General features: G+C 70.6%; 26 protein-coding genes. 9 read left to right on the forward strand and 17 right to left on the reverse strand.

From position 1 onward, the window contains the following. Positions 1–124 precede the first annotated feature (124 nt). Together otsB and GRX01_RS14250 are read right to left on the reverse strand one after the other, a co-directional pair. A complete protein-coding gene (gene otsB, locus GRX01_RS14245; protein WP_159668851.1) occupies positions 125–997 on the reverse strand; it encodes a trehalose-phosphatase in 873 nt (290 codons plus the stop codon). Beyond that, positions 997–2,529, reverse strand: coding sequence for an alpha,alpha-trehalose-phosphate synthase (UDP-forming) (locus GRX01_RS14250; RefSeq protein WP_159668854.1), 1,533 nt, complete (start codon positions 2,527–2,529; stop codon positions 997–999). Before GRX01_RS14250 ends, otsB begins: the two co-directional genes overlap by 1 nt. 400 nt (positions 2,530–2,929) lie before the next feature. Here GRX01_RS14250 and GRX01_RS14255 point away from each other — a divergent pair, with 400 nt between their 5' ends. Continuing rightward, the gene (locus GRX01_RS14255; RefSeq protein ID WP_159668856.1) at positions 2,930–5,125 is read left to right on the forward strand and encodes a PAS domain S-box protein; all 2,196 of its coding nucleotides are present in this window, start codon (positions 2,930–2,932) and stop codon (positions 5,123–5,125) included. Positions 5,126–5,226: 101 nt separating this feature from the next. Here the strand turns inward: GRX01_RS14255 and GRX01_RS14260 are convergent, their stop codons facing one another. Beyond that, positions 5,227–5,898, reverse strand: coding sequence for an HAD family hydrolase (locus GRX01_RS14260; RefSeq protein ID WP_159668859.1), 672 nt, complete (start codon positions 5,896–5,898; stop codon positions 5,227–5,229). A 473-nt stretch (positions 5,899–6,371) separates the two neighbouring features. On the opposite strand from GRX01_RS14260, the gene GRX01_RS14265 reads away from it, so the two are divergent. Then, positions 6,372–7,691 carry a glycosyltransferase gene (locus tag GRX01_RS14265; protein WP_201289609.1) on the forward strand — a complete coding sequence of 440 codons (1,320 nt, stop codon included), beginning with the start codon at positions 6,372–6,374 and terminating at the stop codon, positions 7,689–7,691. Between the two features lie 133 nt (positions 7,692–7,824). Continuing rightward, the gene (locus GRX01_RS14270; RefSeq protein WP_159668863.1) at positions 7,825–8,013 is read left to right on the forward strand and encodes a hypothetical protein; all 189 of its coding nucleotides are present in this window, start codon (positions 7,825–7,827) and stop codon (positions 8,011–8,013) included. A gap of 60 nt (positions 8,014–8,073) precedes the next feature. On the opposite strand, the gene GRX01_RS14275 is transcribed toward GRX01_RS14270, so the two are convergent. Both GRX01_RS14275 and GRX01_RS14280 read right to left on the reverse strand, forming a co-directional pair. Beyond that, a complete protein-coding gene (locus GRX01_RS14275) occupies positions 8,074–9,405 on the reverse strand; it encodes an RNB domain-containing ribonuclease (protein ID WP_159668865.1) in 1,332 nt (443 codons plus the stop codon). A gap of 197 nt (positions 9,406–9,602) precedes the next feature. Further along, positions 9,603–9,941 carry a DUF7562 family protein gene (locus tag GRX01_RS14280; protein ID WP_159668868.1) on the reverse strand — a complete coding sequence of 113 codons (339 nt, stop codon included), beginning with the start codon at positions 9,939–9,941 and terminating at the stop codon, positions 9,603–9,605. A gap of 130 nt (positions 9,942–10,071) precedes the next feature. On the opposite strand from GRX01_RS14280, the gene GRX01_RS14285 reads away from it, so the two are divergent. Further along, a complete protein-coding gene (locus GRX01_RS14285) occupies positions 10,072–10,563 on the forward strand; it encodes an RNA-binding protein (RefSeq protein ID WP_159668871.1) in 492 nt (163 codons plus the stop codon). 30 nt (positions 10,564–10,593) lie between these two features. Here the strand turns inward: GRX01_RS14285 and GRX01_RS14290 are convergent, their stop codons facing one another. Together GRX01_RS14290 and GRX01_RS14295 are read right to left on the reverse strand one after the other, a co-directional pair. Then, positions 10,594–10,932 carry a hypothetical protein gene (locus tag GRX01_RS14290; protein WP_159668874.1) on the reverse strand — a complete coding sequence of 113 codons (339 nt, stop codon included), beginning with the start codon at positions 10,930–10,932 and terminating at the stop codon, positions 10,594–10,596. A 90-nt stretch (positions 10,933–11,022) separates the two neighbouring features. Further along, a complete protein-coding gene (locus GRX01_RS14295) occupies positions 11,023–11,802 on the reverse strand; it encodes a DUF1028 domain-containing protein (protein WP_159668877.1) in 780 nt (259 codons plus the stop codon). A gap of 129 nt (positions 11,803–11,931) precedes the next feature. On the opposite strand from GRX01_RS14295, the gene GRX01_RS14300 reads away from it, so the two are divergent. Beyond that, a complete protein-coding gene (locus GRX01_RS14300; RefSeq protein ID WP_159668881.1) occupies positions 11,932–12,288 on the forward strand; it encodes a cell division protein SepF in 357 nt (118 codons plus the stop codon). Between the two features lie 26 nt (positions 12,289–12,314). Here the strand turns inward: GRX01_RS14300 and GRX01_RS14305 are convergent, their stop codons facing one another. Then, complete coding sequence (locus tag GRX01_RS14305; RefSeq protein ID WP_159668885.1) at positions 12,315–13,331, reverse strand: PrsW family intramembrane metalloprotease; 1,017 nt, start codon at positions 13,329–13,331, stop codon at positions 12,315–12,317. A 140-nt stretch (positions 13,332–13,471) separates the two neighbouring features. On the opposite strand from GRX01_RS14305, the gene GRX01_RS14310 reads away from it, so the two are divergent. Beyond that, entirely contained in the window at positions 13,472–13,846 is a 375-nt protein-coding gene (locus GRX01_RS14310; protein ID WP_159668890.1) for a DUF7532 family protein, read from the forward strand. Continuing rightward, entirely contained in the window at positions 13,843–15,351 is a 1,509-nt protein-coding gene (locus tag GRX01_RS14315) for a DUF402 domain-containing protein (RefSeq protein ID WP_159668893.1), read from the forward strand. The genes GRX01_RS14310 and GRX01_RS14315 overlap by 4 nt, the downstream gene beginning before the upstream one ends. Positions 15,352–15,368: 17 nt before the next feature. Here the strand turns inward: GRX01_RS14315 and GRX01_RS14320 are convergent, their stop codons facing one another. From GRX01_RS14320 to GRX01_RS14355, 8 genes are all read right to left on the reverse strand, one after another. After that, complete coding sequence (locus GRX01_RS14320; RefSeq protein WP_159668896.1) at positions 15,369–15,767, reverse strand: MarR family transcriptional regulator; 399 nt, start codon at positions 15,765–15,767, stop codon at positions 15,369–15,371. A 72-nt stretch (positions 15,768–15,839) separates the two neighbouring features. Continuing rightward, positions 15,840–16,394 carry a sugar O-acetyltransferase gene (locus tag GRX01_RS14325; protein WP_321168129.1) on the reverse strand — a complete coding sequence of 185 codons (555 nt, stop codon included), beginning with the start codon at positions 16,392–16,394 and terminating at the stop codon, positions 15,840–15,842. 48 nt (positions 16,395–16,442) lie between these two features. Then, positions 16,443–16,763: a NifU family protein gene (locus GRX01_RS14330; RefSeq protein ID WP_159668899.1), complete on the reverse strand. Its 321-nt coding sequence runs from the start codon at positions 16,761–16,763 to the stop codon at positions 16,443–16,445. Positions 16,764–16,911: 148 nt separating this feature from the next. After that, positions 16,912–18,480: an LVIVD repeat-containing protein gene (locus tag GRX01_RS14335; protein WP_159668902.1), complete on the reverse strand. Its 1,569-nt coding sequence runs from the start codon at positions 18,478–18,480 to the stop codon at positions 16,912–16,914. 129 nt (positions 18,481–18,609) lie between these two features. Beyond that, positions 18,610–19,575, reverse strand: a complete 966-nt coding sequence (locus GRX01_RS14340; protein WP_159668905.1) for an ROK family protein — start codon at positions 19,573–19,575, stop codon at positions 18,610–18,612. 141 nt (positions 19,576–19,716) lie between these two features. Then, on the reverse strand, positions 19,717–20,160 hold the full coding sequence (locus GRX01_RS14345; protein ID WP_159668908.1) for a universal stress protein: 444 nt from the start codon (positions 20,158–20,160) through the stop codon (positions 19,717–19,719). Between the two features lie 196 nt (positions 20,161–20,356). Next, positions 20,357–20,740 (reverse strand): DUF5611 family protein, encoded by a 384-nt coding sequence (locus GRX01_RS14350; RefSeq protein ID WP_159668911.1) that lies wholly within the window; start codon positions 20,738–20,740, stop codon positions 20,357–20,359. A gap of 167 nt (positions 20,741–20,907) precedes the next feature. After that, a complete protein-coding gene (locus GRX01_RS14355; RefSeq protein ID WP_159668914.1) occupies positions 20,908–22,176 on the reverse strand; it encodes a DUF7093 family protein in 1,269 nt (422 codons plus the stop codon). A gap of 154 nt (positions 22,177–22,330) precedes the next feature. Between GRX01_RS14355 and GRX01_RS14360 the strand changes: the two genes are divergently transcribed. Together GRX01_RS14360 and ygfZ are read left to right on the forward strand one after the other, a co-directional pair. Further along, the gene (locus GRX01_RS14360; RefSeq protein WP_159668917.1) at positions 22,331–22,630 is read left to right on the forward strand and encodes a DUF6432 family protein; all 300 of its coding nucleotides are present in this window, start codon (positions 22,331–22,333) and stop codon (positions 22,628–22,630) included. A gap of 118 nt (positions 22,631–22,748) precedes the next feature. Beyond that, complete coding sequence (ygfZ, locus tag GRX01_RS14365; protein WP_159668920.1) at positions 22,749–23,852, forward strand: CAF17-like 4Fe-4S cluster assembly/insertion protein YgfZ; 1,104 nt, start codon at positions 22,749–22,751, stop codon at positions 23,850–23,852. A gap of 68 nt (positions 23,853–23,920) precedes the next feature. Here the strand turns inward: ygfZ and GRX01_RS14370 are convergent, their stop codons facing one another. Beyond that, positions 23,921–25,000, reverse strand: a complete 1,080-nt coding sequence (locus tag GRX01_RS14370; protein ID WP_159668923.1) for a geranylgeranyl reductase family protein — start codon at positions 24,998–25,000, stop codon at positions 23,921–23,923. Positions 25,001–25,115 lie beyond the last annotated feature (115 nt).

Raw genomic sequence — 25,115 nt, forward strand, 5'->3', positions numbered from 1 at the left:
CGGTGCGATCCCGGAACGGATACGTCGAGGACACGCGCCGCTTTCCGGCCACCGCGGTCGCGTCCAACCGATGGACAGCGCGGCCGGTTCGCCATGGATCGAGCGTCGTGGGTCGCCCGCCGACTCACGACTCCGTCCGCCCGAAGGGATCGGCGAGCGGATCGGTTCCCCGCCAGCCCGGCGCCGCGTCGAAGTCGGCTGTCGCCCCCGCGAGCAGTTCGAGGAACGGGGGGACGGACGCCCGGCCGTCGAGGCGGCAGGCGGCGACCGTCTCGAACGTCGTGCCCTCGCGGGCGACGTGCACGCCCGCGCCCTCGGGCTGGATCGCGGCGAAGGCGTCCTCGTCGGTCGCGTCGTCGCCGACGTACATCGCCGGCCGGTCGTCCGGGAGGACCGACGCGATCGACCGCATCGCGTCCCCCTTGTCCCACGCGACCGCGGGGCGTATCTCGCGGATACAGTCGCCCTCCGTCATCCGGACCCCCTCCGTCTCGCCGACCGCCCGTTCGACGGCGTCGACGACGGTCGGAACGGCCTCCCCGGCGACGGTCCGGAAGTGGACGGTCGCGGTGACGCCCTTGTTCTCGATTCGACACCCCGGAACGTCCGCGAGCCGGTCGGCGAGATCCGCACACAGGCGGTCGATCTCTCCCAGTCGATCGAAGGCGGCGGGGTGGACGGCCCGCTCGCCTCCGTAGCCGAGTTCGAGCCCGTGGTTGCCCGCGTAGACGACGCCGTCGATCCCGACCCGCTTCTCGAGGTCCGAGAGCGCCCGCCCGCTCACGACCGCGAGCGCGACGCCGGGCCGCGTCGCCAGCCGCTCCACCGCCGGGCGCGCCGCGGGCGCGAGCGTCGCCGCCTCGGGATCGTCGACGATGGGCGCGAGCGTTCCGTCGAAGTCGAGGCCCAACAGCAAGCCCTCGGCGCCCGAGAGCAGGTCACGGACGCCCTCCGGCAGGGAGTCCGCCGAGGACGGCGGCCGGTCGGAGGCGGTCATCAGCCCCCGTGACCCTCCTCGCGCAGTCGCGCGACGCTGCCGAGCACGTCCTCGATCCACACCTCGGTGTCGAACGAGCGGCACGTCTCGACGAGCGCCCCCATGCGCTCGCGGCGCCGCTCCTCCGGCATCGTGAGCGCCGCATGCAGGGCCCCGGCGAACTCGTCGGTGTCCTGGGGGGTGATCGACACCGCGTCCTCGCCGATCAGGTCGTGTGCGCCCGCCTGCCGGCTCAACACGAGGACCCCGTTGCCGTCGGCCTGGGCGGCGACGTACTCCTGGGCGACGAGGTTCATCCCGTCTCGGATCGGACTGACGACGCCGACGTCGGCGTTGCGATACAGGGTGTACAGCTCCCGATCGGAGAGGCGGTCGGTCGTGTACACGATCGGCCGCCAGTCGTCGGTGCGGAACCGCGCGTTGACGCGGTTGACCCCCTCGACGACCGCCGTCTGTAGCTCCCGGTACGCCGGGATCCGCGAGCGCGACTCGGATCCGATCTGGACGAGGGTGAACGTCCCTCGGCACTCCGGGTGGCGCTCGAGCAGGCGCTCGACGGCGTCGATCCGCTGGGGGATACCCTTGGTGTAGTCGAGGCGGTCGACCCCGACGCCCACCCGGACGCCCTCGCCGATGCCGTACCGGGAGCGGATGCGACGCCAGCGCTCGTCCGCGTCGCCGTCGGTCGCGAGCTCGAGGATCCGCTCGGTGTCGACGCCGAGGGGGTACGCCTCGACGGTCGTGACGCCGTCCTCGTGGAACACTCGGCCGGCGGCGCGGTCGACGACGGCGTCCGGGATCGCCGCCTCGACGCAGTCGAGGAAGTTCTGTCGGTAGCGCTCGGTGTGCACGACGAAGAGGTCGTTCCCGAGGAGTCCCCGAAGGACCTCCGACCCGTGGGGGCACGCGCGGAACGTGTCCCAGCCCGGCCACGGGATGTGCCAGAAGTGCGTGACGAGGACGTCCTCGGGGACGCGCGAGCGAAGCATCTGCGGGAGGAGCCCGAAGTGGTAGTCCTGGAGCCACACGACGTCGCCGCGACCCACCCGCTCGCCGACGGCGTCGGCGAACCGCTCGTTCACCGCCTCGTAGGCCTCCCAGTACTCGCTCTCGCTGTGGACGCGCGTCAACGCGCCGTGACAGATGGGCCACAGCACGCGGTTGCTGAACCCGTAGTAGTAGCCGTCGACCTGGTCCTCGGTGAGCCACACGCGCCGGAGCGGGTAGCCGTCCTCGGCGTCCGGCGGGACCGACACGCGGTCGTGTTCGTCGACGGCCTCCGCGTCGGCGTCGCCGTCGCCCCACGCGATCCAGCTCCCCTCGATCCGGCGGACGACGGTGTCGAGCCCCGCGGTCAGGCCGCCGGTCGGCCTGTCGACTTCGATACCGTTGTCGCCCCAGCTGTGCCGGTAGGGCTGCCGGTTCGAGACGACGACCACCTCGACGCCCTCCCCGATCGTTGGCCGTTCGGTTCCCCCCCGGCGTTGGTCGTGCTCGGCAACCACCTCGCGGCCGCCTTCTGACTCCGCCATGCGGGATCACTGTCGGCTGTCAGTGGTGAGCGTGCGCCTTTCGCTTGCAGGGGGGTTATCAGTGAACGACGGACTGCGGCGGTGGCGAGATCGTGCGCAGGGACGGAACGTGGCTGGGTGCGACCGCCGCATGGGACCGACATAGCTCTCGGAAGCCACATGCCCCTACGGCGTCGACCGACCCCTCGGACGGGCTCAGCGTTGCACCGACGACAGCCGTCGCGCACCGTCCCGAGGGGAGGGGACCGGACCGTGAGACCGGTGAACCGGTCCGCCGGTCATCGACGAGGGGACACGCCGAACGCCGCGCGTTCGCGCCCGTCGGCCAGCCTCGGCGGGTCGAGGTCGATCGCGTCGAGGCCTGCAAGGAGTCATATGCGATGCGTGGCAAGGGGACCTCATGGCACCGCCGCCAGGGTCGCCGGCTCTCCACGAACGATTGGACACCCTGACCCGACGACGGCCGGCGACGGTACTGCACGTCGACGACGACCGAGAGTTCGCCGACCTCGTCTCGATCTATCTCGAGCGTGAGGCGGACACCCTGGAGGTGATCACCGAGACGAGCCCTCGATCGGCGCTCGATCGGCTCCAGACCGAGGCCGTCGACTGTATCGTCAGCGACTACGACATGCCTCAGACGGACGGACTGGAGTTCCTCGAGGCGGTCAGGGAGGAGTTCCCCGATCTCCCGTTCCTCCTGTTCACCGGCAAGGGAAGCGAGGAGATCGCGAGCGAGGCGATCTCGGCGGGCGTCACGGACTACCTCCAGAAGGAGGGCGGGACGGACCAGTACACCCTGCTCGCGAACCGCGTCGAGAACGCCGTCCAACAGTCCCGGGCCAACCGGGAGATCCACCGGGGCTTCTCCGCCATCGAGACCGCCCGCGAGGGGATCGCGTTCCTCGACGAGGAGGGAACGATACGCTACGTCAACTCCGCCTACACCGACGTGTACGGCTACACCCGCGAGGAGATGATCGGGAAACACTGGGAGATGCTCTACCCCGACGAGGACGTGGAGCAGGTGTACGAGGAGATCCTCCCCGCCGTGCCGGAGACGGGAACCTGGGACGGGGAGAACGTTCACGTCCGCCGGGACGGCTCACGGATCGTCGTGAGTCACGCGCTCACGTACGCCGACGACGGGACGCTGTTGTGTCTCATCCGGGACATCACGGAGGAGCGGGCGACCGAGCGGAGCCTCGAACAGGAGCGGCAGCGGTTCGAGGAGTTCGTCGACGCCGTCGAGGACTACGCCGTCTTCTCGTTGGACCCCGACGGGTTCGTGACGAGTTGGAACAGGGGAGCCGAACAGCTGACCGGGTACTCGAACGGGGAGATCCTCGGCGAACACTTCTCGGAGTTCTATCCCGCGGAGCGGGTCGACGCCGGGGATCCCGCGGAGCTGTTGGAGACCGCACTCGCGGAGGGATCCGTCGAGGACACGGGCTGGCGTGTCCGCCGGGACGGGACCACGTTCCGTGCGACCGCCGTCATCACGGCCGTCTTCGACGACGACGGTCACCATCGGGGGTTCACCAACGTCACACGGGACACGAGCCGACCGTGGGGGGAGGAACGAACGACCGACGCCCGAGAGGGCTTCCTCGAACGGGCCCTCGACGTGCTCGAGGACGTCTTCTACGTGCTCGACAGCGAGGGGGCGTTCGTCCGGGTGACCGACCGCGCGACGGCGGTGACGGGCTACAGCCGCGAGGAACTGCTGGCGATGTCCCCCACGGACCTGTTCACGCCGGCGGACAGACCGCGGATACGGAAGGACCTGGAGGAGGCGCTCGAGACCGGCTCGACCGTGATCGAGGCGGACCTCCGGACGAAGGGCGGACGGACGGTCCCGTTCGAGTTCCGGAAGCGTCGGCTCGTCGACGAGGCCGGCGACGTCTATCTGGTCGGGATCGGGCGCGACATCAGCGAGCGCAAGCGTCGCGAGCGGCAGTTGGAGCGGCAGTTGGACCAGTTCGAACACTTCGGGAGCGTCCTCGCACACGACGTTCGGACGCCGCTGGACACGGCCCGGGGGCGCCTGGAGTTGGCACGTGAGACCGACGACGACGTGCATCTCGAGAAGGCCGAGATCGCGCTGGATCGCCTCGACGAACTCGTCGACGACCTGGCGAACGTGATGCGGGAGGGGGAGCTGGTACGGGAACCGACGGAGGTCGACATGAGCGACAGCCTCCGTTCCGTGTGGGACTCCTTGGAGACGGGCGATGCGACGCTGACGGTCGAGACCGACGGCCGGATCCGCGCGGACGGGGACGCGTTCGGACGCCTGCTGGAGAACCTCCTCAAGAACGCGGTCGAACACGGCGGCGACGAGGTGGCCGTGACCGTCGGGTCGCTCCCCGACGGGTTCTACGTCGAGGACGACGGACCGGGGATCCCCGAGGGCGAACGCGATCGCGTGTTCGAGGCGGGATACTCCACGAAGGGCACCGATGCCGGGTTCGGGATGGCGAGCGTTCGCCAGTTGGTCATCGCTCACGGCTGGGAGATCACCGCGACCGAGGGGCGGGACGGCGGCGCGCGGTTCGAGATAACCGACGTCGACGTCGTCGGCCGAGACGCCTGACGGGTCGTCCGTGGGGAGGAACCGTTCCGAGGGCGGGGGTGGAACGGACCGTTCGTTCCGGCGGTCGAGTCACGGCGGACCGCCGTCGCCCCGCGCCCCGTTCAGTCCGCGGCGGTCAGTCGCTCCACGAGTTCGTGCAGCGAACCGACGTCGTACTCGGGCGTCGGCTCGGGGTCGGTGTCGGCGTTGAACTCCCGTCGGACGAGCGCGGCGTCGATGCCGGCGTTGTGGGCGGCGGCGACGTCGGAGGAGCGGTCGCCGACGTAGACGGCGCGGTCGGCCGTGAGGTCGCTCAGAGCGCGTTCCATGTATCCCGTCGCCGGCTTCTCGGCCCCGACGTCCCCGATCCCCGGTCGAAGGCCGTACCAGGTGTCGAACCGATCGCGGAGCTCGAACCGATCGAGAACCGTCTCGACGGCCGTGTGCTGGTTGTTGCTCACGATCCCGCGGGCACCCGGGAGCTCGAGGGGCGCCGTCGCGTCGTCGTAGAGGGACTTCTCCCCGTCCTCGATCGCGGCAACCTGGTTCTCGGTGACGAGTTCGTTGCGGCGGCGCCACAGGTCCTCGAAGGCGACGCCGTGCGTCGACTCGAAGTGCTCGCTGGCCGTATCGAGGCCGCCCTCCAGCGTTCGGACGACGCGGAACTCTCGGGCGGTCGGGTCGTCGATACCAGCCTCCGCCAACGTCCGCTCGGCGGCGTCGTCGAACACCCACGATGGCGACCGCTCGATCAGCACCCCGTCCATGTCGAACACGACGGCGTCGTAGTCCATGCGGTCACCAGCGGTGCCGACCGCATCAGACTGGCGGCTTCGGCCGCCCGTGAGACTGGGCCCGTCTGTCGAACGGGTCCGCGGACGACCACGGGGCCGTGCCTCCGTTTCACAGCCACTCCGCACCGCTCGCGTACGAGGTCTCGTGGGGGCGTCCTCCACGCGAACCGACTCGACGACGACCGGAGGCCGTCGAGCGTCTCCTGATCACACACCCGCTCGACCGACGGCGGCACCCTTCGCCGGGAGACCCGGGGATCGATCGGTTCGAGTTCGTCCGAGCGGTCGGGGATTCCAGTCCGGTCCGGACCTCGTGCTCGTTCGCGAGTGCACGATACGCCCGTCCCGAGCGGATCGGCGGTCGTGTCCCGACGGGGGCTGGTACGGGGGAGCGGACGGGGAGGGGTACGGGGGAGCGCTGGGAACGGCACAAGACCCATACAGCGCCGACCGTACCCTCGGACGAACGCACCATGGCACCGACGGTAGCCGTCGCACATTACCCTGAGGGGGCTGGACACGCGACGCGGATGCTCGCGATCGCTGAGGCGATCGAGGACGCCGGTGGGACGGTCAGGATGGCCGGCGGCGGCGCCGGCACCGAGTTCGTCACGCTCAACGGCTACGACGAGTTCGAACCGACCGTCGTCGACTACATCGGGGACTACCAGGGCGGGTCGCTGTGGCGGACGGCGACCCGGAGCCTGCCGGCGAGCCTCGACCGGGTCGTCGACTACCGGGCGTGGCTGTCGGCGACCGAGCCGGACGCGCTCGTTACCGACGACATGTTCGCGGCCATCGCGGCGACCCGGTGCGACGTGCCGCTGTACGTGCTGAAACACGACATGCCGGGGCTGTACGACGACCTCATCGAACGGACCGGCGCCGGGTTCCACACCCGGTTCCAGCTGTCGGCCGCGCGGGAGTTCTTCTACCCGGTCGTGTGGCCGGAGTCGGGCGCGGACCCGTCGCGGGCGACCCGGATCCCCCCGGTCGCGCTCGACGGCGAGCCGCCGGTTCGCGACGGGTACGACGTGGTGGTCGTGCCGAGCCACTACTCGTCGCTGTCGCGGATCGCGACCCACCTCCGGCGGCAGGGGTACGACGTGCTGGACGTGTCCGACGAGTCGTGGGACCCGGTCGAGTCGCTCCTGCCGTACATTCGGGGCGCCGACGCGGTCGTCTGCTCCGGGTACTCGACCGTCATGGACGCCGCCGTCGCCGGGACGCCCTGCGTCGTACATCCGGCGACCGACGAGCAGGACGCCGTCGCCGACTGGCTGGACCGGTACGACGTGACGGGGTTCGCCGTCGCGCCCGATCCGATCGACGTGCTCGACGCGGTCGCGGACCCGCCGGACCCCCCGGCGTTCGAGAACGGCGCGGAGTTCGTGGCTCGCCGGGTCACGACCGACCTGTGCGACCCGGACCCGTACGCGGCCGATTCGGCTGAGGAACCGACGGTCGATCCGGACGGGGCCGCCGAACTGGCTACCGCGAGCGCTCCGGTCGCCACCGGATCCGGACTCACGTCGTTGGCAGCCGTGCCGGCGCTGGCGGCGGCGTGTCTGGTCACCACGGGGAGCGTCCTTTCGCCGACGCGGGCCGGCCGGCGCGCGGCGCGGTCGGCGGCTCGGATCGGCGGAGTCGCTCGGACGGCCGGCGGACTGCTCGGTCGGGCCGGGCGGCGCGCCACCGAGTCGGTGCGTGGCGGTCTCTCGGCTGGCGTCGGCGGCTGCGTCGACGCGATCGACCGCGTCCGTCGCGCCGTTCCGCGTGGAGCCCCCTTCTGATCCGGCCGGTCACGGGGCCAGAAGCGACTGCGGGTCCCCGTCGGGTCCAGCGTGCCGACGTGTCCGCAGTCCCTCGGTTTCACTTTCACTCCGCATGGCTCGCGTACAAGTTGTCTCCCCCACAGGTGTGAGTATGAGCACGACACCGACCGTCGCCTCGCCCGAGCGCGTCGACGTGGAGTCGAGCACCCGAGCGCGCATCGACGTGACCGAGACGAGCGTGGACGAGGTCGAATCGTTCCTGCGGCGCAACGAGTGCCGGATCTACTTCGAGCGGCGCGGCGCGACGACCGACTTGGTGGTCGTCGCTGACCGACGGTAGGGGCGGATCGTGGAACGGGAGACGAAGGGATCGGACGGACGCAGCCCCGTCTTGGTGTGACTACTCCGGGACGGTATCCGGCCGGTCGTACTGCGCGTCCTCGGGGTCGTCGACGACCTCGACCCCGCGGTTGTTCACCGCGTAGGAGTCGAGGCCGACCTCCTGCATGAACTGCTTGTAGAGTCGCTCGGCCGTCTCGCCGTCTTTCTGTTTGTCGGAGGCGCTGTCGCACAGCTCGATGAGGTTCTCGGGCACGTCGTTCTCGTGGACGATCCAGTGGTTGATCAGGTCCGAGAGCCGGCGGATGGGGCTGGTGAAGTGCCCGTAGATGTCGAAGTTGAGCGCGTGGTGGCCGCCGAAGGGGTCGTTCATGTACTTCGCGCGGGGCATCACCTTCAGCACCGCCCGCTGGATCTTGTTGAGTTGGCGGTCCGGGGCCTCCTCCAGCGCGGCGTTGACCGCCATGCGGGGGTCGTCGCCCCACGCGTCGCCGGGAATGGAGACGCCGTCGAGCTCCTGTATCTCCTTGAGCGCCTCGTTCCACTGCTCCGGCGTCGGCTGCGGGTGGACGCGGTACATCGCCTCGACGCCGCGGTTCCACATCAGCTCGTGGGTGACCGCCTTGTTCGCCTTCAGCATGCACTCCTCGATGATGGTGTGGGCGCGGTCGCGGCTCGGGTTGAGCACGAGCGAGCCGTCCGCCTTGCGCTGCTCGTGGAGCTGGTCGGCCACGTCGTACGCGAGGACGCACTCCTCGTGTAACGGCGCGTCCGGGTCCTCGAGGCGGGCCTCACACTGCTTGTAGGTGAGGCGCTCGTCGGAGTTGATGACGGACTTGTAGATGTCCAGCTCCTCGAACGAGAGCGTCTCCTTGTCGAGGCGCATCTCGACGGTGTGGGCGAGCCGGTCCTCGTTGGGGACCAGCGAGCAGACGGTCTCCGCGAGGATCGGCGGGAGCATGTGAACCGTGTAGCCCGGGAGATAGACGGTGTTGCCGCGCTCGACGGCCTCCTCCCACATCGCGGAGTCCGGGTGAACGTAGTGGCTCACGTCGGCGATGTGGACCCACAGGTGGTACTCGTCGCCCTCGTCCTCGATGGAGATGGCGTCGTCGAAGTCCTGCGCGTCGGCGGGGTCCGTCGTCCACGCGGTCAGGTCCCGCAGATCGCGTCGCTCGTCGATCTCGTCCTGGATCTCCTGTTGGACGCCCTCGGTGCGGTCCTTCGCCTCGCGCATCACCTCCGGCGGGAACTCGTCGCGGATCTCGAACTCCGCGAACAGCGACTCGCGTTTCTCGGCGAGCGCGTCCGCGAGGCCCTGCGTGATGGTGACCGGACCCTGGTCCTCGGCGGTGCCCTGGGCCGGCTCCTCTTCCGACTGTGCGTCGCTCATGGCGCGGGGTACGGCGGTGTGGTACGTGAGGGTTTCGGGGAGTGCGTCGCCGAACGAATGAAGTGAGTGAGGCGACGGTCGAAGGGCGACGCGCTTTGAGATGCGCCGCCCACGAGGTGTGCGTGGTCGACGGAGCGAACGGAGTGAGCGACCGAGACCACGGAGGAACGGCGCCGCGAGCCGACGGCGGCGCGCTCTCAGTCCCTGCGACCCCCGGTGTCCTCGGCGTCCTCGGCGTCGGCCTCCGCGTCGCCGTAGCGACGAGCGACCTCGCGCTGGTACGCCTCGACGTACGTCTCCTGTGAGTCGCCGCCGGCGGCCGCCTCGACGTCGACCAACAGCGCCTCCAGGTCGTCGCGCGGCTGGTGTGAGAGGTCGCGATAACACTCCTTACAGAGGTACTCGAACTCCTTGTCGCGTCGGTTCCAGCGGTCGCCCTGCTTGTCGTACTCGCGAGCGTCCTCGCGGGAGAGCGACTCGCCGCAGGCGATACAGACGACGGCGGACCGGTCCCGGTCCCGCCGGGATCCCCACATGGACCGTACTCCGGCGTCGGCCGACTTAGCGTTTATCGTGTGATCGGCACACACGCCGGTCAGTTCAGGGCGACCGGCCGGGCCCGACGCCGAGCGGTCGATTTATCCGCCGACGCGCGGAGGGACGAACATGGACGTCAAGTCACGCCACCACCTCCGGAGCGACGCCGTCTCGGAGATCCGCGACGCGCTCGCGGACCGCCTCGGGGTCGATCTGGAGGGGGAGTCCTTCGAGCTGGTCGAACTGACCGACTCCCCGTTCGATCTGGTGCTCGTCGACGGCGAGCCGGACGTGCTGTACTACGAGAGCGACGGCGACCGCGAGCCGTTCCTCACGGTTCGGGGCGCCAACGACCACCCGCCCGAACGGGGCGTCGTCACCGTCGATGCCGGCGCGGTGTCGTTCGTCTCCGACGGCGCCGACGTGATGCGCCCGGGTATCACCGAGGCCGACGACTCGATCGCCGAGGGCGACCTCGTCGCGGTCGCCGAGGAGACCCACGGGAAGGTGCTCGGCGTCGGCCGCGCGCTCGTCGACGGCGCGGAGATGGCCGGCGACTCCGGGAAGGTCGTGAAGTCGCTCCACCACGTCGGCGATGACCTCTACGAGTTCTCGGTCTGATCGGGGGGCGACGGCGCCGTCGACCGCCGATCAGACGACGAACACGGTGACCGCGATGGCGACGGGACTCCACACCAGCAGACCGATCCCGTAGAAGAACAGCCGGACGTCCGAGGGAAGCGACTCGGGCGCGTTGTCGGCGGCGTCACTGATGCTCCCGGCGACGCCCATCGAGTCGGCGTTGGAGATCGCCGTCGTCGTACGGACGTTCCCGCCGCCCCCGGCCGCCCACAGCAGCGTCGCGAGGCCGGCGATGAACGTCACGACCGCCGCGGCCGTGCCCGCGAGCGCGACGAGGACGGCGACGGTCCCGCCGGCGGCGAGGAGGCTGTAGCGGAGCAGTCCGCGACGGAGGAGGGCCCAGTCCATGCGCCGACGTGATCGCGTGTCGACAAAACTGGTTCGACCGGGACGGTCGCCGCCTGCGACCCCGGCGAGCGGGCTCGCCGTCGTCGTGGATCACTCGGCGGTGGCCTCGGCGTCCTCGTTCGGCTCGCTGTCGGCGCCGTCGTCCGGTTCCTCCCCGGCGTCCGCCTCGTCTCCGTCCCCGTCGTCCTCCAACTCGTCGGCGTACTCCTCCATGAGGATCTCCCGGCCTCGTCGCGCCTCCTCGAACGTCTCCCGGAGGTCGTCGATAGGCGTCTCGGTGGCGTCGACGCGCAGGTCGTCGTAGTAGGTGCCGACCTCGCGCTCCTCGGTGGTCTCCACCTTCAGCGCGGCCGACTGGATCGGGAGGTGTTCGCGCTTGTCACCGCCCTCCTCGTGCCCGGCCTCCAGCGCGTCGATCAGCCGCTCCGCGAGGGGGGCGTCGCCGAAGGCGTCCGACTCGTAGGCGTTCGCGACCGCCTCGATCACAGCCTCGCCCGTGAGGAGGTTGCCGGCGACGGTGTAGTTCTCGCCGTCGATGTGGCCGTACCAGTCGTTGCACTCCTCGCCGGAGAACGTGAACGTCCCGTCCGCGTCGACGCCGTGGAGCTGGCGCTGCTCGGCGCCGTCGTCGGCGTTCAGGAGCGACTGGAGGGCGTCCTCGACGGCGAGGCCGTCGTCGACGTACTCGATCCCCTTGCGTCCCAACTCCACGTTCACGAGCGACTGCGTGGCGACCGCGCCGTTCTCGGAGACGAACGGGCAGAGGGTTCCGACGCCGGGGAGGCGGGTCGTGACGGCGACGCCGAACCGGGTCTGTCGTTCGCCCTCGTCGTCGGTGTACTCCTCGCGGACGCAGACGCTGAACGTCATGTGGTCCGTCGGTGGGGTCGGTCGACGCAAAAAGTCGGGGGTCCCGGAACGCGGGACGCCGGAGTCCGACGCGCGTCCGCGTCGCGTCCGACGTACAGACTTATGGGTGGAGGGAGTTTGGTGGGGTACATGGGCATCATGAGCAAGATCCTCGGGAGCGGGGGGACCCACAGCGCCGAGGACTACGTCGAACTGGACCTCGACGACTTCGAGAACGCTCGAGGCGGCGCCGGGATGCAGGTCCACATCGCGGAGATCTCGGAGCAGCGGGACGTCATCGACATCAAGGACGCCGTCTACGACGGCGACTTCGTCATCGCCGACATCACCCGGCACTCGACGACCGACCAGACCGTGGAGCGCATCATCGACGAGCTCCGACAGGTCGTCGGCGAGGTCGACGGCGACATCGTCCAGAAGGGCGACGACCAGCTCATCATCACGCCGACGGGCGTGACCGTGAGCCGCGAGAAGCTCGGCGAGTAGGCCGGCGACCGATCCACCCTCGGTTCTCAGGCGTCGAACTCCGTCAGCTCCGAGCGCTGTTCCTCCTCGGCGGACGCGTCCGAGTCGTGAGCGTCGCGGTAGGCCGTCCGGTACCGGTTGATCTTCCCGAGGAGGATCAGCGCGAACACGCCGTCGAACAGCGCGATGTAGACGAACGACGACGCCAGCGACGGCAGCCCGACGAACGCGTTCAGCACCGCGGAGCCGATCCCGACGGTGGAGTTGTACGTGGCGTGGATGAGCGCGGCGATTATCAGCCCCTTCACGACGATCGGGCCGCGGTTCTCGGGGTTGAACTTCGCCAGCCCGAGGTAGTAGCCCGCGAACGCGGAGTAGATGACGTGTCCCGGCCCGGCGAGCGCGCGGGTGAAGGTGATCCCCCCGCCGATCCCGATCAGCCCGAGCCCGAGGTCGAGGCCGGTCTGCTCGATGCCGCGGGAGATGTACAGCGCGTTCTCGATGAACGCGAAGCCGAGCCCCGCCATCGCGCCGTACACCGCGCCGTCCAGCACCGAGTCGAAGCTGTCGTGGCCGTACGCGTACAGCCGGACCGCCAGCAGCTTCACCGTCTCCTCGACGGGGCCGACGATCAGGAAGAAGAACAGCACCGTGCCGAGGAAGCCGATCGGTCGGAAGTACGGCTGCGCGACGGAGTTGAGGATCGCCGCGAAGTTCGCGGTGAGCACGCCGAGCAGGAACGTCGCGACGAGCAGCCAGAGCGGCTCGCTCGTGGTGATGTCCGAGCGATAGACGTACGCGGCGAGCGCGAGCGCCGGGATCGCCGACAGGAGCGTGAGCGCGCCGATCGCCGGGTTCGTCACCGCGGAGAACCCGCCGATCCCGACCAACAACAGCGCCGCGAGGAGGATCGTTCCCCACCGGGCGGACCCGGAGAGGAGCCGATAGATCGCGACGGCGAGCCCGTCGAGCGACGTTCGTTCCTCCCACGTCGCCACGTCGTACAGGTCCGTCGAGGTGTCGGCCGCCTCCTCGATCGGATCAGTCCGCTCCTTCCTGGCCATCGTGTGTGGGGTTCGAGACGCGCCGGAGACTTGTGTCTTGTTGCAAGGTCAGATACTCGGCAGTCCCGACCGATCGTCGACCCGGCACCCCGTTGCGTCCGGACCGGTACGTTTGACACGCGCCCCGCCGAAGCCGCGGTATGCACTTCGACCCGCGCGAACAGGCGGCGCTCCGCGAGGTCGGGCTCGACGCCGACGACCTCGCGGCCGCCTCGGATCTGGTGGCGGACGCGGTCGACGAGGCGGCGGCCGACCTCGCCGACTTCTTCGAGGGCGGCGGGCCCTACTACTCGGACATGGACACCGCCCACGGCGACGGCGGGGTCCGCGAGCACGACGTCGACCACCTCGACGTGTACACCCACGCGGCGGACCTCCGCGGCTACCTGAAGTTCGACCGCTGGGGCGTCCCCGTCGAGGACGGCCGCGTGCTGAACGACGAGACCGTCGAGCTCACGCTCGGCGACACCGTGAACGACCGCGTGCGCTTCGCGACCGACCCCGACGCGTTATGAGCGGCGACGGCGAGGAGAGTGACGGTGAGGAGAACCGCGCCGGCGACGACCGTGGGGGCGCCGACGCAGCGAGTCACCGAGTCCGCGTCCGTGGGATCTACACGACGGCGCTCACCCGGTCGCTGCTGGACGCCGGCCACGACGTGGTGCAGGCGAGCCCGCCGATCCGGCGACGCTTCGACGCCGACCTGCCCGCCGCCGACCACGACGCGAGCGTCGAGACGACCGACGACCGACAGGGCGTCGGCGTCGCTGGCGACCCCGCCGCGGTGGCGACGCTTCGCGATCACCTCCTCGACGTGGGGCTGGACGCGCTCGCGTGGGACGACCCCGCACCCTTGGGTGCGGTGTTCGACGGCGTTGTGAGCGAGACGCTGGGCGGCGGCGCCGTCGTCGATCTGGGCGGATCGGGCGCGGAGGGGTATCTCCCGTTCGACAACGCCGACGGCTACGTCGGCGAGGACGACACCCTCCGCGTGCAGGTGCTCGCCCCGGCGGCGCCGTGGGCCGACGACCGCCCGACGCTCGACACCCACGTCCGCGCGATGGCCGGGCTCGCCACGCTCGTCCCCGGCCGCGAGGGCGTCCGCGTCGACGGTGCAGACGACGCAGCGGCGCGTGAACTCGCGGGGATGACCGACCTGCTCTCGGTGGACGTGCCCGACGGCTGGGGGATCGAGTGGAGCCGGGACGCCCGCGACGCGGACATGGACGCGCTCGGCGACGCGCTGACGCGGGCGAGCGACCACGCGCGGACGCTCGACGGCGCGCTGGAGGAACCGCAGGACGAGCCGGGACTGCTGGCGGCGCCGACCGCGGGCGCGTGGGTGTGGTTCGGCCGGGACTGCCGCTTCGCGCTGGACGACCTGCGTCGCGCGGTGACGACGACGATGCCCGGTCACCACCGGACGAAGGCCGCCTCGCGGTCCGCCTCCGCCGGCGTCGACCTCGCGGAGGCGCTCGTCGCGTCGGACGAGTTCGCGCGCGACCCGGACGACGACACGGACTTCCCGTTCGGCGTCGTCGCGGAGCAGTTCGGCCCGCACGTGGGCGACCGGGTCGCCATCGGCCACGGGAAGCCCGACGGCCGACTCATCGTCCTCGGGCGCGGCGAGGTGACCGACCTCGACCCGTCGGACGGCTCGGTGACGGTCGAGCGCCGGATGAGCGCCGGCGGTAGCTACGACGCGCTCGACGCCCGACGGGAGGCCGGCGACGTGGCGACGACGACGTTCCGCGAGGGTCGGTGGTGGTACCCGACGGTCTACCGCGACGAGGACGGCGAGCGGAAGGGGACCTACGTCAACGTCTGCACGCCCGTCGAGGCGTTCCCGGACTCCCTGCGCTACGTCGACCTCCACGTCGACGTGGTGAAACACGGCGACGGCCGCGTCGAGCGCGTCGACGACGACGAGCTCGACGAGGCGGTCGAGCGCGGCGAACTCACGGAGGAACTGGCCGAGAAGGCGCGGAGCGTCGCGTCGGCGCTGGAGCGGGCGCTGTAAGTGGGAATAGCGCCCCTTCAGAGAACCAGAGCCATCACGATCTCGTAGAGGACGTATAGGAGAACGAGAAGGATCATCACCCGGATGAGGTTCCCAGCGGCGTTGTCCGGGAGATCCTCGTACATTTCGGCGATCCCCGGCTCGCCGTTGAGGCTTGAAGCCGACGGCGAACTCGTTCCTCCAACAGACTGCGACGACCCGTCGAGAATACCGTCTCCGAACATCTGTTCGAGTTCGCGGTCCTGTCGATCGAACATCGCTTCCATCTCGTCGTATCCGTCGAATCGGTTCTTCACCTGACTCACGTAAGACGCCGAACAATCACATGCCTCGGCGATTTCGGCGTTCGTTGCGTTGGGGTGTTCATGCCACGTGAGAAGGATCTCCCGTTGGAGATCTGTTTTTCCCTGAGACATATTGAGAGATCTGGAAGAATAGGTGATATAAAAGGTACGGAACGACACAGACAAGATCCAATCACACGTTCATCAGTCCAATTCGCGGATCACCCGCGCCGGGTTTCCGCCGACGAACGTGTCCGCCGGCACGTCCCGGGTCACCACCGCCCCGGAGCCGATCACCGCGCGGTCGCCGACGGTGACGCCGGGGTTGAGCACGGCACGTCCGCCGATCCAGACGTCGTCGCCCACGATCACCGGCTCGCCGGACTCCGTCCCTCGCCGCTCCTCGGCGTCCATCGGGTGCGTGGCGGTGTAGACGTGAACGCCCGGCCCGAGTTGGCAGTGATCGCCGAACTCGACGGGCGCCACGTCGAGGACCACGCAGTCGAAGTTGGCGAAGAACTCGTCCCCGACGGCGATGTTGTCGCCGTAGTCGCAGCGGAACGGCGGCTCGATCGCGACACCGTCGCCGAGGGCGCCGAACAGGTCCGCGAGGAGGTCGTGGCGGCGTTCGGACTCCTCGGGGGTGGTGTCGTTGTACTCGCTCGTGAGGGTTCGCGCGCGCCGACGGGCGGCGACCAGCTCGGGGTCGTCGGGGTCGTACGGCTCGCCGGCCACCATCCGGTCGCGTTCGCTCGGCACGCGTGCACCGGCGGCGGCCGGGGTGAAAGCGCTACCGCCGCGGCCGCCTCAGAAGTGGTCCGACGACTCCGTCGAGTACTGGAGGTCGCCGCCGCGGCCGCCCTCGACGGTGCTGGAGCCCATCTCGCCGGTGTCGGGCACCTTCACGTGGACCTCGTCGACCTCGTCGAAGTCCATGATCAGGTCGCGCTTGATGTTCTGTGCGGTGAGGTCGGAGATGCCGCAGCCCGAACAGGTGCCGCCGAGCTCGACGACGACGACGCCCTCCTCGGCGTCGGCCTCGCGCACGACGCTCGTCCCGCCGTGCATCTGGATGATCGGCATCTGTCCGACCATCCACGTCTCGACGCGCTCCGCGAGGTCGCTCATTACTTCGAGTTGGTCGCCGAAGGCTTGAAAGCTTGCGGTTGCCCGGCCCCCGAGGGAGGCGGAAGAAACACCCTCACGGTCGTTGCGGACGGATTCGCGCGCCGGCGCGCTCGCGGTCCGATCCGGATCGGGTCGGGCCGGACGCGGGTCAGTCGTCGTCGCGGTCCGAGTCGCAGCCACGTCCCCGCCGGGCCGCCAGCGCCACGGCGCCCCCGAGGGCCGCGAGCGCGCCGGCGACGTCGAACCCCGGGGCGGCGGCCTCCGACGGCGTGTCCGTCGGCGACGGGGACGGCGACGCGGTCGGCGTCTCCGGGGGCCGATCCGTCGCCGTCCGCGTCGGACCGGTCGTCGGCGGCGGCGTCGTTTCGCTCCCGTCCCTGGCCGTCTCGGTCAGCCGTGAGCGGTCGCCGCCGACGCCGGCACGGTCGGGGAACGTCCACAGGCCCGCGGCGGCGCCGGCGCGCGTCCCCATCGACGGCGCGAGCAGGAACTCCCCCGGAACCGCGAGGACGGCTCCCCAGAAGCGCGCCTCCCCGGGGTCCGCCCACCACGTCTCCTCGACCGGGTCGCTGGGGTCGGACACGTCGTGGCGCTTCACGCCGCCCTGATACCACGAGGTGTACAGCGTGTCGTCGGTCAGGTCGAGATTGTGCGCGGTCGTCCACGTCCCGCGGAACGTCGGATCGGGCGACGGGGGGGGATCGATGCTCGACAGGTGGACGGGGTCGACCGGGTCGGACACGTCGTACAGGTCGACGCCGCTGGGCCCGCCGATCAGGTCGCCGTCGCGCTCGACGGCCCAGCTCTCCCGGCCGACCGCGAGGGTGTCGCCGCCGGGCGCGAGCGCGGCCACGTGGTGGTTCCCGGGCGGCACGGTCGCCGAGCGCGGCGGCGGGTCGCGCAGGTCCGCCGGGTCCCCGGGGTCCACGGCGCCGAGGAGCGTCGGATCCGACGGGTCGGACACGTCGAGCAGGTACGTCCCGGCGTCCCAGTAGGCGGCGGCGGCGACGCCGTCGCGGACGGTCACGTCGTGGATCGGGCGGACCGGGCGCGGCACGTCGCGCCACGACTCGTCGGCGTCGAACAGCGACCACCGGCCGACCTCGGAGCCGTCCTCGACGTCGACGACGACGAGGGGGTTCCCCTCCTCGCCGTTGCCCGTCAGATAGCAGTGCCGGCCGTCGAGGTCGCAGTTGTGGATCGGGAACCCCGTCCGGTGAAAGCCCACCTCCATGGGTTCCTCGGGATCCGAGACGTCGACCACGAGGACGCCGTGGGGGCTCTCCTGCCCCGGGTGCGCGGGCCCGACGGCGACGAGGCGATCCCCCGAGACCTTCACGTCGTTGACCTGTCTGAAGGGCCCGCTCTCGCGGTCGGCGAGGAGCTCGCGCCGCTCCGCCAGCACCGTCGGCTCGGCCGGGTCCGAGACATCGACCGTGGCGTAGCCGTCGCCGAGCGCCAGGTACGCCGTCCGACCGTCCGCCGAGACGACCCCCTCGCGGGTTCCCGCCACCTCGACGGAGCCGAGCGGGCCGTACGCCCCGTCGGCGGAGTCGCCGGTGTCTGCGGAGTCGTTGTCGGCGGCACCGGTGCCGTCGCTGTCGACCCCCGAGTGTGCGCCCGCGACGGAGACGGGTGGGGACCGACCGGCGATTCCGGCGAGAGTACTCGTGCCGAGGGTCGCCCCGGCGGCGCGGAGGACGCGACGGCGTCGCATACCGGAGAGTCGAGACCGAGCCGGATATGGCTAGCGACGGCCGCCGTCGGCGGGAAACACGGCCGACAGCCGGCGGCGGGAGAACACCGCCGACAGCCGTCGAGGGGACGAAGCGATCGAACCCGGGAGCTACGCCGGTCGCTCGCCGGTGCCGCCGGTGATGGCGGACGCGAGCGCGCCCTTGACGACCACGTCGTCGCCCATGTCCGTGAGTCGCACGTCGGGGACGTTGACGAAGGTGGTCTCCTCCAGCCGTTCGCGGACGGGGTCGAGCAGGACGTCGGGATTGTTGAGCGCGACGGCGCCGCCCACGCGAACCACCAGCGGGGCGTACGCGTTCGCGAGGTTGGTGAACCCGATCACGTTCCAGTCGGCGACGCGGTCGACGACGCGGTCGGCGAGCGGGTCCGACCCGTGCGCCTCGAACACGTCGACCGCGGAGAAGTCGGGGTCGTCGAGCGGGAGGTTCGTGGAGAGGTGGTCGTCGGTCGTCTCCGCGAGGTGTCTGGCGTACTTCGGGATGTTGTTGCCCGAGCAGTACGCCTCCCAGTGGCCGTCGCGGCCGCATCCGCAGGTCATCGCCCCGTCGGAGTCGACGACCATGTGTCCGACCTCGCCGGCGTTCCCGTCCCAGCCCGAGAGGACGTGCCCGTCCACGCAGACGCCCGCGCCGAGCCCCGAGGAGATCGTGACGTACGCCATGTCGTCGGGGTTGCGGTCGCTGTGGAAGCGTTCGCCGATGACGCCCGCGATCGTGTCGTTGTGGAGGTGGACCTCCTCGGTGTCGAGCAGTTCCGAGAGCGGTCCGACCAGCGGGACGCGGCCGACGCCGGGAAGGTTCGCCGGACCGTCGATGGCGCCCTCGGCCAGGTCCAGCGGGCCGATGGAGCCGATCCCCGCCGCCGTCGCGTCCGCGGGGTCGAGACCGACCTCCCCACACGCCTCGCGGACGACGCGCAGGACGGCCTCGGTGATCGCGATGCCGGACGTTCGCGGAGTGGCGGTCTCTGCACGCGCGAGGACCTCCGCGCGGTCGTCGCCGACGACGGCACGGAGGTTCGTGGCCCCCAGGTCCACGCCCACGTAGTAGGCCATCACCACGGTGGTTCGGGCGCCCGCACTTACGGATACCGTTTTCTCACACGGAGGCGAGTGAACGTCGGGCCCTCGACGGCGGCGCGACCGTCAACGACGGGGGGACGGTCGATCGGCTGCCGACGAGCGTCCGATCGCGGGTCACTCCTCGCGGACGAACGTCACCGGACACGGCGCCGACAGGAGGATCTGCTGGGCGGTCGAGCCGAAGACCGCTTTCCCCGTCGGGGAGCGCTTGCGACCGCCGACGAACACGCGGTCGGCGCCGACTCGCGTCGCCAGATCGGCGATCGCCTCGCCGGGGTCCCCGACGACGCCCTCCACCCGGAACTCGACGCCGGCGGCCTCGATCGCCTTCGTCGCGCGGCGAACGCTCCCGAGCCGCCGGGCCACGTCCGTCGGCGTGCCGTCGACGCCCTCCAGCCGCGCGAGCGACTCGTTCACGGACGACTGGCTCTCGAACACGTGGGCGACGACGACGTCCGCCCCGACCTGGGCGGCGAGGCCGATCGCCTCCTCCGTCATGTAGTCCAGTCGGTCGCCGTCGTCGCGCTTCACCGTCAGCAGGATCGTCTCGATGGTCATACCTCCACTACACCCCTGGCGGTGAAAAGCGTGGCGCCAATTTACTCAGGTTCGAAGTAATGTTTATCACGGTCTGAAACATCCGCTCGTGCCACTCTCGACGGATGTGACCACGGACCACGAGGGTGCTAGTTACGGACGATGGGTCGGTCTTTTCGTCAGGAGACCGGAGAACGGGGTCGGTGGAGTCGCGGTCTCAGTAGTCGGGCGCGTCGTCCTCGACGTCGCGTTTCATCGAGTCGCGGCGCGACTTGGCGTCGCGGCCGGTGGCGTCGAGCAGGAACGAGTTCTTCGCGTCGACGGCGTCGGCGGCGGCGTCCGCGTTGCCCTCGGCGATGACGTCCTCGGCGGGTCGCTCCTCGAAGTGGACGGCGAGTTTGTCCTTCTTGCCCGAGTAGGACGCGGCGCCGGCGACGACGCGCTCGAACACCGCGTTTTCGGGGTCCTCGACGACGTACAGCTCGTGTCCCTGCCACTCCTCGGTTCCGGAAACCGGGCCGAATCGCTCCTCGATCTCGGCTTTCAGGTCGGGCATCCGGTCCTCGAGATGCTCGCCGCGACGCATCTTGTACTCCTTCATGCCCGCCCGTTTGCCGGGGGACCGTAAACACGTTTCGTCAGCCGCCGCTGCGACGAGTCTGTCCGTCGCAGCCGTGTGATCCAGCGCGTCCGCCGTCTCGGAGCGACCGAACGCGACGCCGACGCGAGAAGTCGTGTCGAACCGATCGGGCTCACGAAGCGACCGGCCTACTGGAGCTCGCGCTCGTCGATGTATCCGCGTTTGCACTCGGGACAGATGTCGCCGGCCCGCATCGAGGAGCCGCCGACGGGTTCGTTGTTTCCGCATTCCGGGCAGACGTAGACGGTGTCGACGTCGTCGACGGTCGTCCGGAACTCGAAATCGGACGTCTGGCGCGCCGTATCGGCGGTGTCTCGGGCGCTGCCGTCGCCGCCGACGTCGCCGCGCCCGTCGTCGGCGGGGGCGGGAGCGGTGGGATCCCCGCTCTCGGTCACGTCCGCGTCGGCCTCGATGAACTCCACGTCCTCCCCGCGCGTGGCCTCGGCGTCGACCTGCGGCGTGAGGTTGCCGTCGACGGAGACGTCGGCGCCGGCGTCGGCGTGGTCGAGCTCGGCGTCGTATCCCTCGTCCTCACCCGCCTGATCGGGCCAGTCGCCGGGACTGTCGCCGTCGATGAACTCCGCGTCCTCGTCGGCCGGGTCCGCGGCCGCGCCCGGCTCGTCGGCGCGCTTCGCGTCCGGAACCACGTCGGTCCGGGCCTCGCTCGCGGCTGTGTCCTCGACCGTCGGATCCCCGTCGTCACCGATGAACTCCACGTCCTCGTCCTCGCCCTCGACCGGACTCGCCGGGCCGTCGGCGTCGGGCCACTCCGTCGGCTCGGGGTCGCCCTCCGGCGCGCCGTCGCCGCCGCGGTTCGCGTCGGCGTCCGGCCACTCGCCGTGCCCCCGACCCTCCGCCTCGGACCGCTGCGGCGACTCGTCGTCGTCGCCGTCGATGATCTCCGCGTCCTCCTCGATGTCGGCGTCGACAGCACCGTCGGCCGCGTCCGCGGCCGGGTGGTCGAAGCCGTCCTCGGTCGCGGTCCCCTCGTCGCCGACGGAGGCGTCGTCGCCGCCCTCACCGGACGCGACCGTGCCGTCGCCCGGTCCGAGGGACGGACCCGGGTCCGTCACGTCCGACGGCTCGGCCGTCCTCCCGTCGGCTGTCGCTCCGGCGACGTCCTCGGTTCCGTCGGCCGATCCCGTGTCGGGCGGGCGCTCCGACCCGGATCGGTCGGCCGTCCGCTCGCCGGACTGAACGCCCGGCGAGTCCGCGTCGTCCCGGCCCGGGGCCGCCGACGTCACCTCCTTGTTCTCGGAGACCACGCGCGTCTCGCCGCACCGGCTGCACTCCTTCACCTCCGTGATCGTGGTGATGACCTCGTCCCCCCGCACCTCGCGGTCCCGTTCCGTCCTCGGCTCCGAGAAGTCGTGACCGAGGAGACATCTGAGTCCCATTGTGCCTACGAATCGCCCAATTCCATAAAAGGGTTCGCTCGCGTCGGACGCGTGGCACGCGCGCCGTGACGCCGGGGATGTTGCGCGGGTTCGGTCCGTCGAACCGGGACCCGCCGCCGGTACACGTAAGCCGAACCCGGGCGTTCGCTCGGGCATGAGGGTGCCGCCCGAGTTCCGGGACAGGGACGACACGCAGGTGGCGGTTCTCGACGCGCTCGTCGGCCGCGCCGACGACGGAATGACCGTGCTGGAACTCCGTTCGGGCGTCGACGCGACGATCGACGAGGTGGAGGAGGCGCTGTCGGGGCTGAAGTCGGCCGGCCTGATCGAGGTCGAACAGACGGACGGTCGAGTCCGGATCTATCCGGACGACCGCGTCGTTCCCGACGCCGGCGAGCACGTCGACGAGGAGGCCGGGCTGCTGGACGCGATCCGACGCAGGCTCGGGTTGTGAGCGCCGTTCGAGGTCGGCCACCCCCGCCGACGGACGACGGTTCGGGGTCCCGGCCCGTTCGTGCTCCGGCGAACGGGGTTCCGGTCCCCTTTTGCCGGCCGCGGGCCTGCATAGGCGTATGAGTCTCGTCGCCGACGTGCACGCCGACCACGGCGCCGCCTTCACCGAGCGGGGCGGACGCGAGGTCGTCGCCGACTACGGTCGTCCGGACAGTGCCGCCCGTGCCGTCCGCAACGGCGTGGGCGTGATCGAGATGGGCTACGGCGTCGTCATCGTCGAGGGCGACGACCGCGTCGAGTTCGTCGACAACGCGGTCTCGAATCGCGTCCCGAGCGAGAACGGCGTGGGCTGTTACGCGCTGCTGCTCGACCCGCAGGGCGCCATCGAGACGGAGCTGTTCGTCTACAACGCCGGCGAGCGCCTGCTGTTGTTCACCCCGCCCGAACGCGCGGAACCGCTCGTCGACGACTGGGAGGACAAGATATTCATCGACGACGTGGAGTTGCGCGACGCCAGTGCCGAGTTCGGGGTCTTCGGCGTTCACGGCCCGACCTCGACCGAGAAGATCGCCTCCGTGCTCAACGGCGCCGGCTCTCCCGAGCCCGAGTTGACGTTCGTCCGCGGGCGGATGAACGACGTGGGCGTGACGGTGATCGCGAGCGACAACCCCACCGGCGAGGAGGGGTACGAGGTCGTCTGCGCGGCCGACGAGGCCGAGGACGTGTTCGATACGCTCCTCACCCGCGGCCTCAACGCCGCGCCGTTCGGGTACGCCACGCTGGACACGCTCACCGCCGAGGCCGGCACGCCGCTGTTCGACACGGAGCTGCGCGGTCGGCTCCCGAACGTCGCCGGCGTCCGCTCGGCGGTCGACTTCGAGAAGGGCTGTTTCGTCGGACAGGAGGTCGTCTCGAAGGTGGAGAACCGCGGGCGACCGAGCAAGCGCCTCGTCGGGCTTCTGCCCGCCGAGACCCCCGAACCCGACGCCGCGGTGTTCGCCGGCGACGCCTCGGTCGGGGAGGTGACCCGAGCGGTCGACTCCCCGTCGCTGGACGCCCCGATCGCGCTCGCGTATCTCGATTCCGGCGCCGAGACGGACGACCTAACGGTCCGGGTCGACGGCGAGGAGGTCGCCGCCGAGCGCACCGACCTCCCGTTCGTGGAGGGGGGCGCGCGCTCTGGCCGGATCCCGACGTACCCGGAGGCCGCCGAACAGGCGTAGCGACGCTAAGACTCCCGCAGTCGTCGTCCCCGCCTCACCGATAGAACGTCGAAGCGGGACGGGGCGGTTCAGGAGAATAGCTTCCGCAGGTGCTCCCGAGAGAAGAACGAGCTCGGCTCGTCCATGTGGACGCCGATCTCCCCGGAGAGCGCCCACAGCCCCGCCCGCTGCACCGGCTCCGGAAGCGAGTACGCGCGACGGATCCAGTGGCCGAGCCGGATCTCCCGGCTCAGTTCCTCGCGCCACCCCTCCTCGTAGCGCGCGAGCGTGTTCGGGTCCTGCGGGTCGATAACATCGGCGGCGACGTCGGCCGCGCGCATCCCGTAGAGGATGCCCCCGCCGGTGAACGGCTTCGTCTGAGCCGCGGCGTCGCCCACCAGGAATCCCCGGTTCGCGACGGTGCGCTCGGGCGGCCCGATGGGGATCGCGCCCGAGCAGAATCGGTCGGTCTCGACCCCGTACTCCGCGGTGAGCCGGTCGAACAGCTCGTTCACCTCGTGACCCGGCGGCGCGGCGAGGCCGTACTCGACACCGGCGTCGCCGCGGGGGATGCGCCACGCGAAGAACCGCGGCGCGGTGAGGTGCACGTCGACGTGGTCACCGTGGTCCTCCTCGTCGGTGAACGCGAGCACGCCGTGGAGCGTCTCGTCGGGCTCCGGGAGGTCGAGTTGCTTCCGGACCCTGGAGACGGGGCCGTCGGCGCCGGCGACCATCCGCGCCTCGAACGTCTCCTCGTCGCCGCCGACGCTGGCGGTCACCTCGACGTAGCCCGGCCGCTCCTCGACGGACGTGACGGTGTGGCCCTCGCGGACGTCGGCGCCGGCCGCCCGGGCGGCGTCCGCGAGCGTGCGATCGAGTTCGACGCGGTCGATGACGTTCGACACCTCCTCGCGCTTGTAGAAGCGGTTGCTCGGCGAGTCGGGGCCGCCGACGTGGAAGTCCGCGCCGTACACCCGGTTCTGGAACAGTCGCTCCTTGGCGTCGTCCGGAACGTAGCTCCAGATGTCGGTGGAGACGTGCCCCGAGCAGGCCAACGGCTCGCCGATCGTCCCCTTCTCGAGGGCGAGCACGTCGTAGTGGGCCTCCGCGGCCCGCCGGGCGAAGCGCGCGCCGGCGGGACCGACGCCGACCACGACGAAGTCGTACATACCTCTCGGTTCGTGCGAACGGAGATATATCTCGTGGGTCGTCGCGGGCTGACAGGCGGTCGGATCGGACGCGCGACGGGCGACCGCACACCCGCGAACCGCCGCGCGGCAGTCC

The sequence above is a fragment of the Halobaculum saliterrae genome, from assembly GCF_009831625.1.
GTDB classification, from domain to species: domain Archaea; phylum Halobacteriota; class Halobacteria; order Halobacteriales; family Haloferacaceae; genus Halobaculum; species Halobaculum saliterrae.

Excerpts from the sequence above, each read along its gene's own strand:
- otsB (WP_159668851.1), bottom strand. The coding sequence starts at position 997 with ATGACCGCCTCCGACCGGCCGCCGTCCTCGGCGGACTCCCTGCCGGAG.
- GRX01_RS14250 (WP_159668854.1), bottom strand. The coding sequence starts at position 2,529 with ATGGCGGAGTCAGAAGGCGGCCGCGAGGTGGTTGCCGAGCACGACCAA.
- GRX01_RS14255 (WP_159668856.1), top strand. The coding sequence starts at position 2,930 with ATGGCACCGCCGCCAGGGTCGCCGGCTCTCCACGAACGATTGGACACC.
- GRX01_RS14260 (WP_159668859.1), bottom strand. The coding sequence starts at position 5,898 with ATGGACTACGACGCCGTCGTGTTCGACATGGACGGGGTGCTGATCGAG.
- GRX01_RS14265 (WP_201289609.1), top strand. The coding sequence starts at position 6,372 with ATGGCACCGACGGTAGCCGTCGCACATTACCCTGAGGGGGCTGGACAC.
- GRX01_RS14270 (WP_159668863.1), top strand. The coding sequence starts at position 7,825 with ATGAGCACGACACCGACCGTCGCCTCGCCCGAGCGCGTCGACGTGGAG.
- GRX01_RS14275 (WP_159668865.1), bottom strand. The coding sequence starts at position 9,405 with ATGAGCGACGCACAGTCGGAAGAGGAGCCGGCCCAGGGCACCGCCGAG.
- GRX01_RS14280 (WP_159668868.1), bottom strand. The coding sequence starts at position 9,941 with ATGTGGGGATCCCGGCGGGACCGGGACCGGTCCGCCGTCGTCTGTATC.
- GRX01_RS14285 (WP_159668871.1), top strand. The coding sequence starts at position 10,072 with ATGGACGTCAAGTCACGCCACCACCTCCGGAGCGACGCCGTCTCGGAG.
- GRX01_RS14290 (WP_159668874.1), bottom strand. The coding sequence starts at position 10,932 with ATGGACTGGGCCCTCCTCCGTCGCGGACTGCTCCGCTACAGCCTCCTC.
- GRX01_RS14295 (WP_159668877.1), bottom strand. The coding sequence starts at position 11,802 with ATGACGTTCAGCGTCTGCGTCCGCGAGGAGTACACCGACGACGAGGGC.
- GRX01_RS14300 (WP_159668881.1), top strand. The coding sequence starts at position 11,932 with ATGGGCATCATGAGCAAGATCCTCGGGAGCGGGGGGACCCACAGCGCC.
- GRX01_RS14305 (WP_159668885.1), bottom strand. The coding sequence starts at position 13,331 with ATGGCCAGGAAGGAGCGGACTGATCCGATCGAGGAGGCGGCCGACACC.
- GRX01_RS14310 (WP_159668890.1), top strand. The coding sequence starts at position 13,472 with ATGCACTTCGACCCGCGCGAACAGGCGGCGCTCCGCGAGGTCGGGCTC.
- GRX01_RS14315 (WP_159668893.1), top strand. The coding sequence starts at position 13,843 with ATGAGCGGCGACGGCGAGGAGAGTGACGGTGAGGAGAACCGCGCCGGC.
- GRX01_RS14320 (WP_159668896.1), bottom strand. The coding sequence starts at position 15,767 with ATGTCTCAGGGAAAAACAGATCTCCAACGGGAGATCCTTCTCACGTGG.
- GRX01_RS14330 (WP_159668899.1), bottom strand. The coding sequence starts at position 16,763 with ATGAGCGACCTCGCGGAGCGCGTCGAGACGTGGATGGTCGGACAGATG.
- GRX01_RS14335 (WP_159668902.1), bottom strand. The coding sequence starts at position 18,480 with ATGCGACGCCGTCGCGTCCTCCGCGCCGCCGGGGCGACCCTCGGCACG.
- GRX01_RS14340 (WP_159668905.1), bottom strand. The coding sequence starts at position 19,575 with ATGGCCTACTACGTGGGCGTGGACCTGGGGGCCACGAACCTCCGTGCC.
- GRX01_RS14345 (WP_159668908.1), bottom strand. The coding sequence starts at position 20,160 with ATGACCATCGAGACGATCCTGCTGACGGTGAAGCGCGACGACGGCGAC.
- GRX01_RS14350 (WP_159668911.1), bottom strand. The coding sequence starts at position 20,740 with ATGAAGGAGTACAAGATGCGTCGCGGCGAGCATCTCGAGGACCGGATG.
- GRX01_RS14355 (WP_159668914.1), bottom strand. The coding sequence starts at position 22,176 with ATGGGACTCAGATGTCTCCTCGGTCACGACTTCTCGGAGCCGAGGACG.
- GRX01_RS14360 (WP_159668917.1), top strand. The coding sequence starts at position 22,331 with ATGAGGGTGCCGCCCGAGTTCCGGGACAGGGACGACACGCAGGTGGCG.
- ygfZ (WP_159668920.1), top strand. The coding sequence starts at position 22,749 with ATGAGTCTCGTCGCCGACGTGCACGCCGACCACGGCGCCGCCTTCACC.
- GRX01_RS14370 (WP_159668923.1), bottom strand. The coding sequence starts at position 25,000 with ATGTACGACTTCGTCGTGGTCGGCGTCGGTCCCGCCGGCGCGCGCTTC.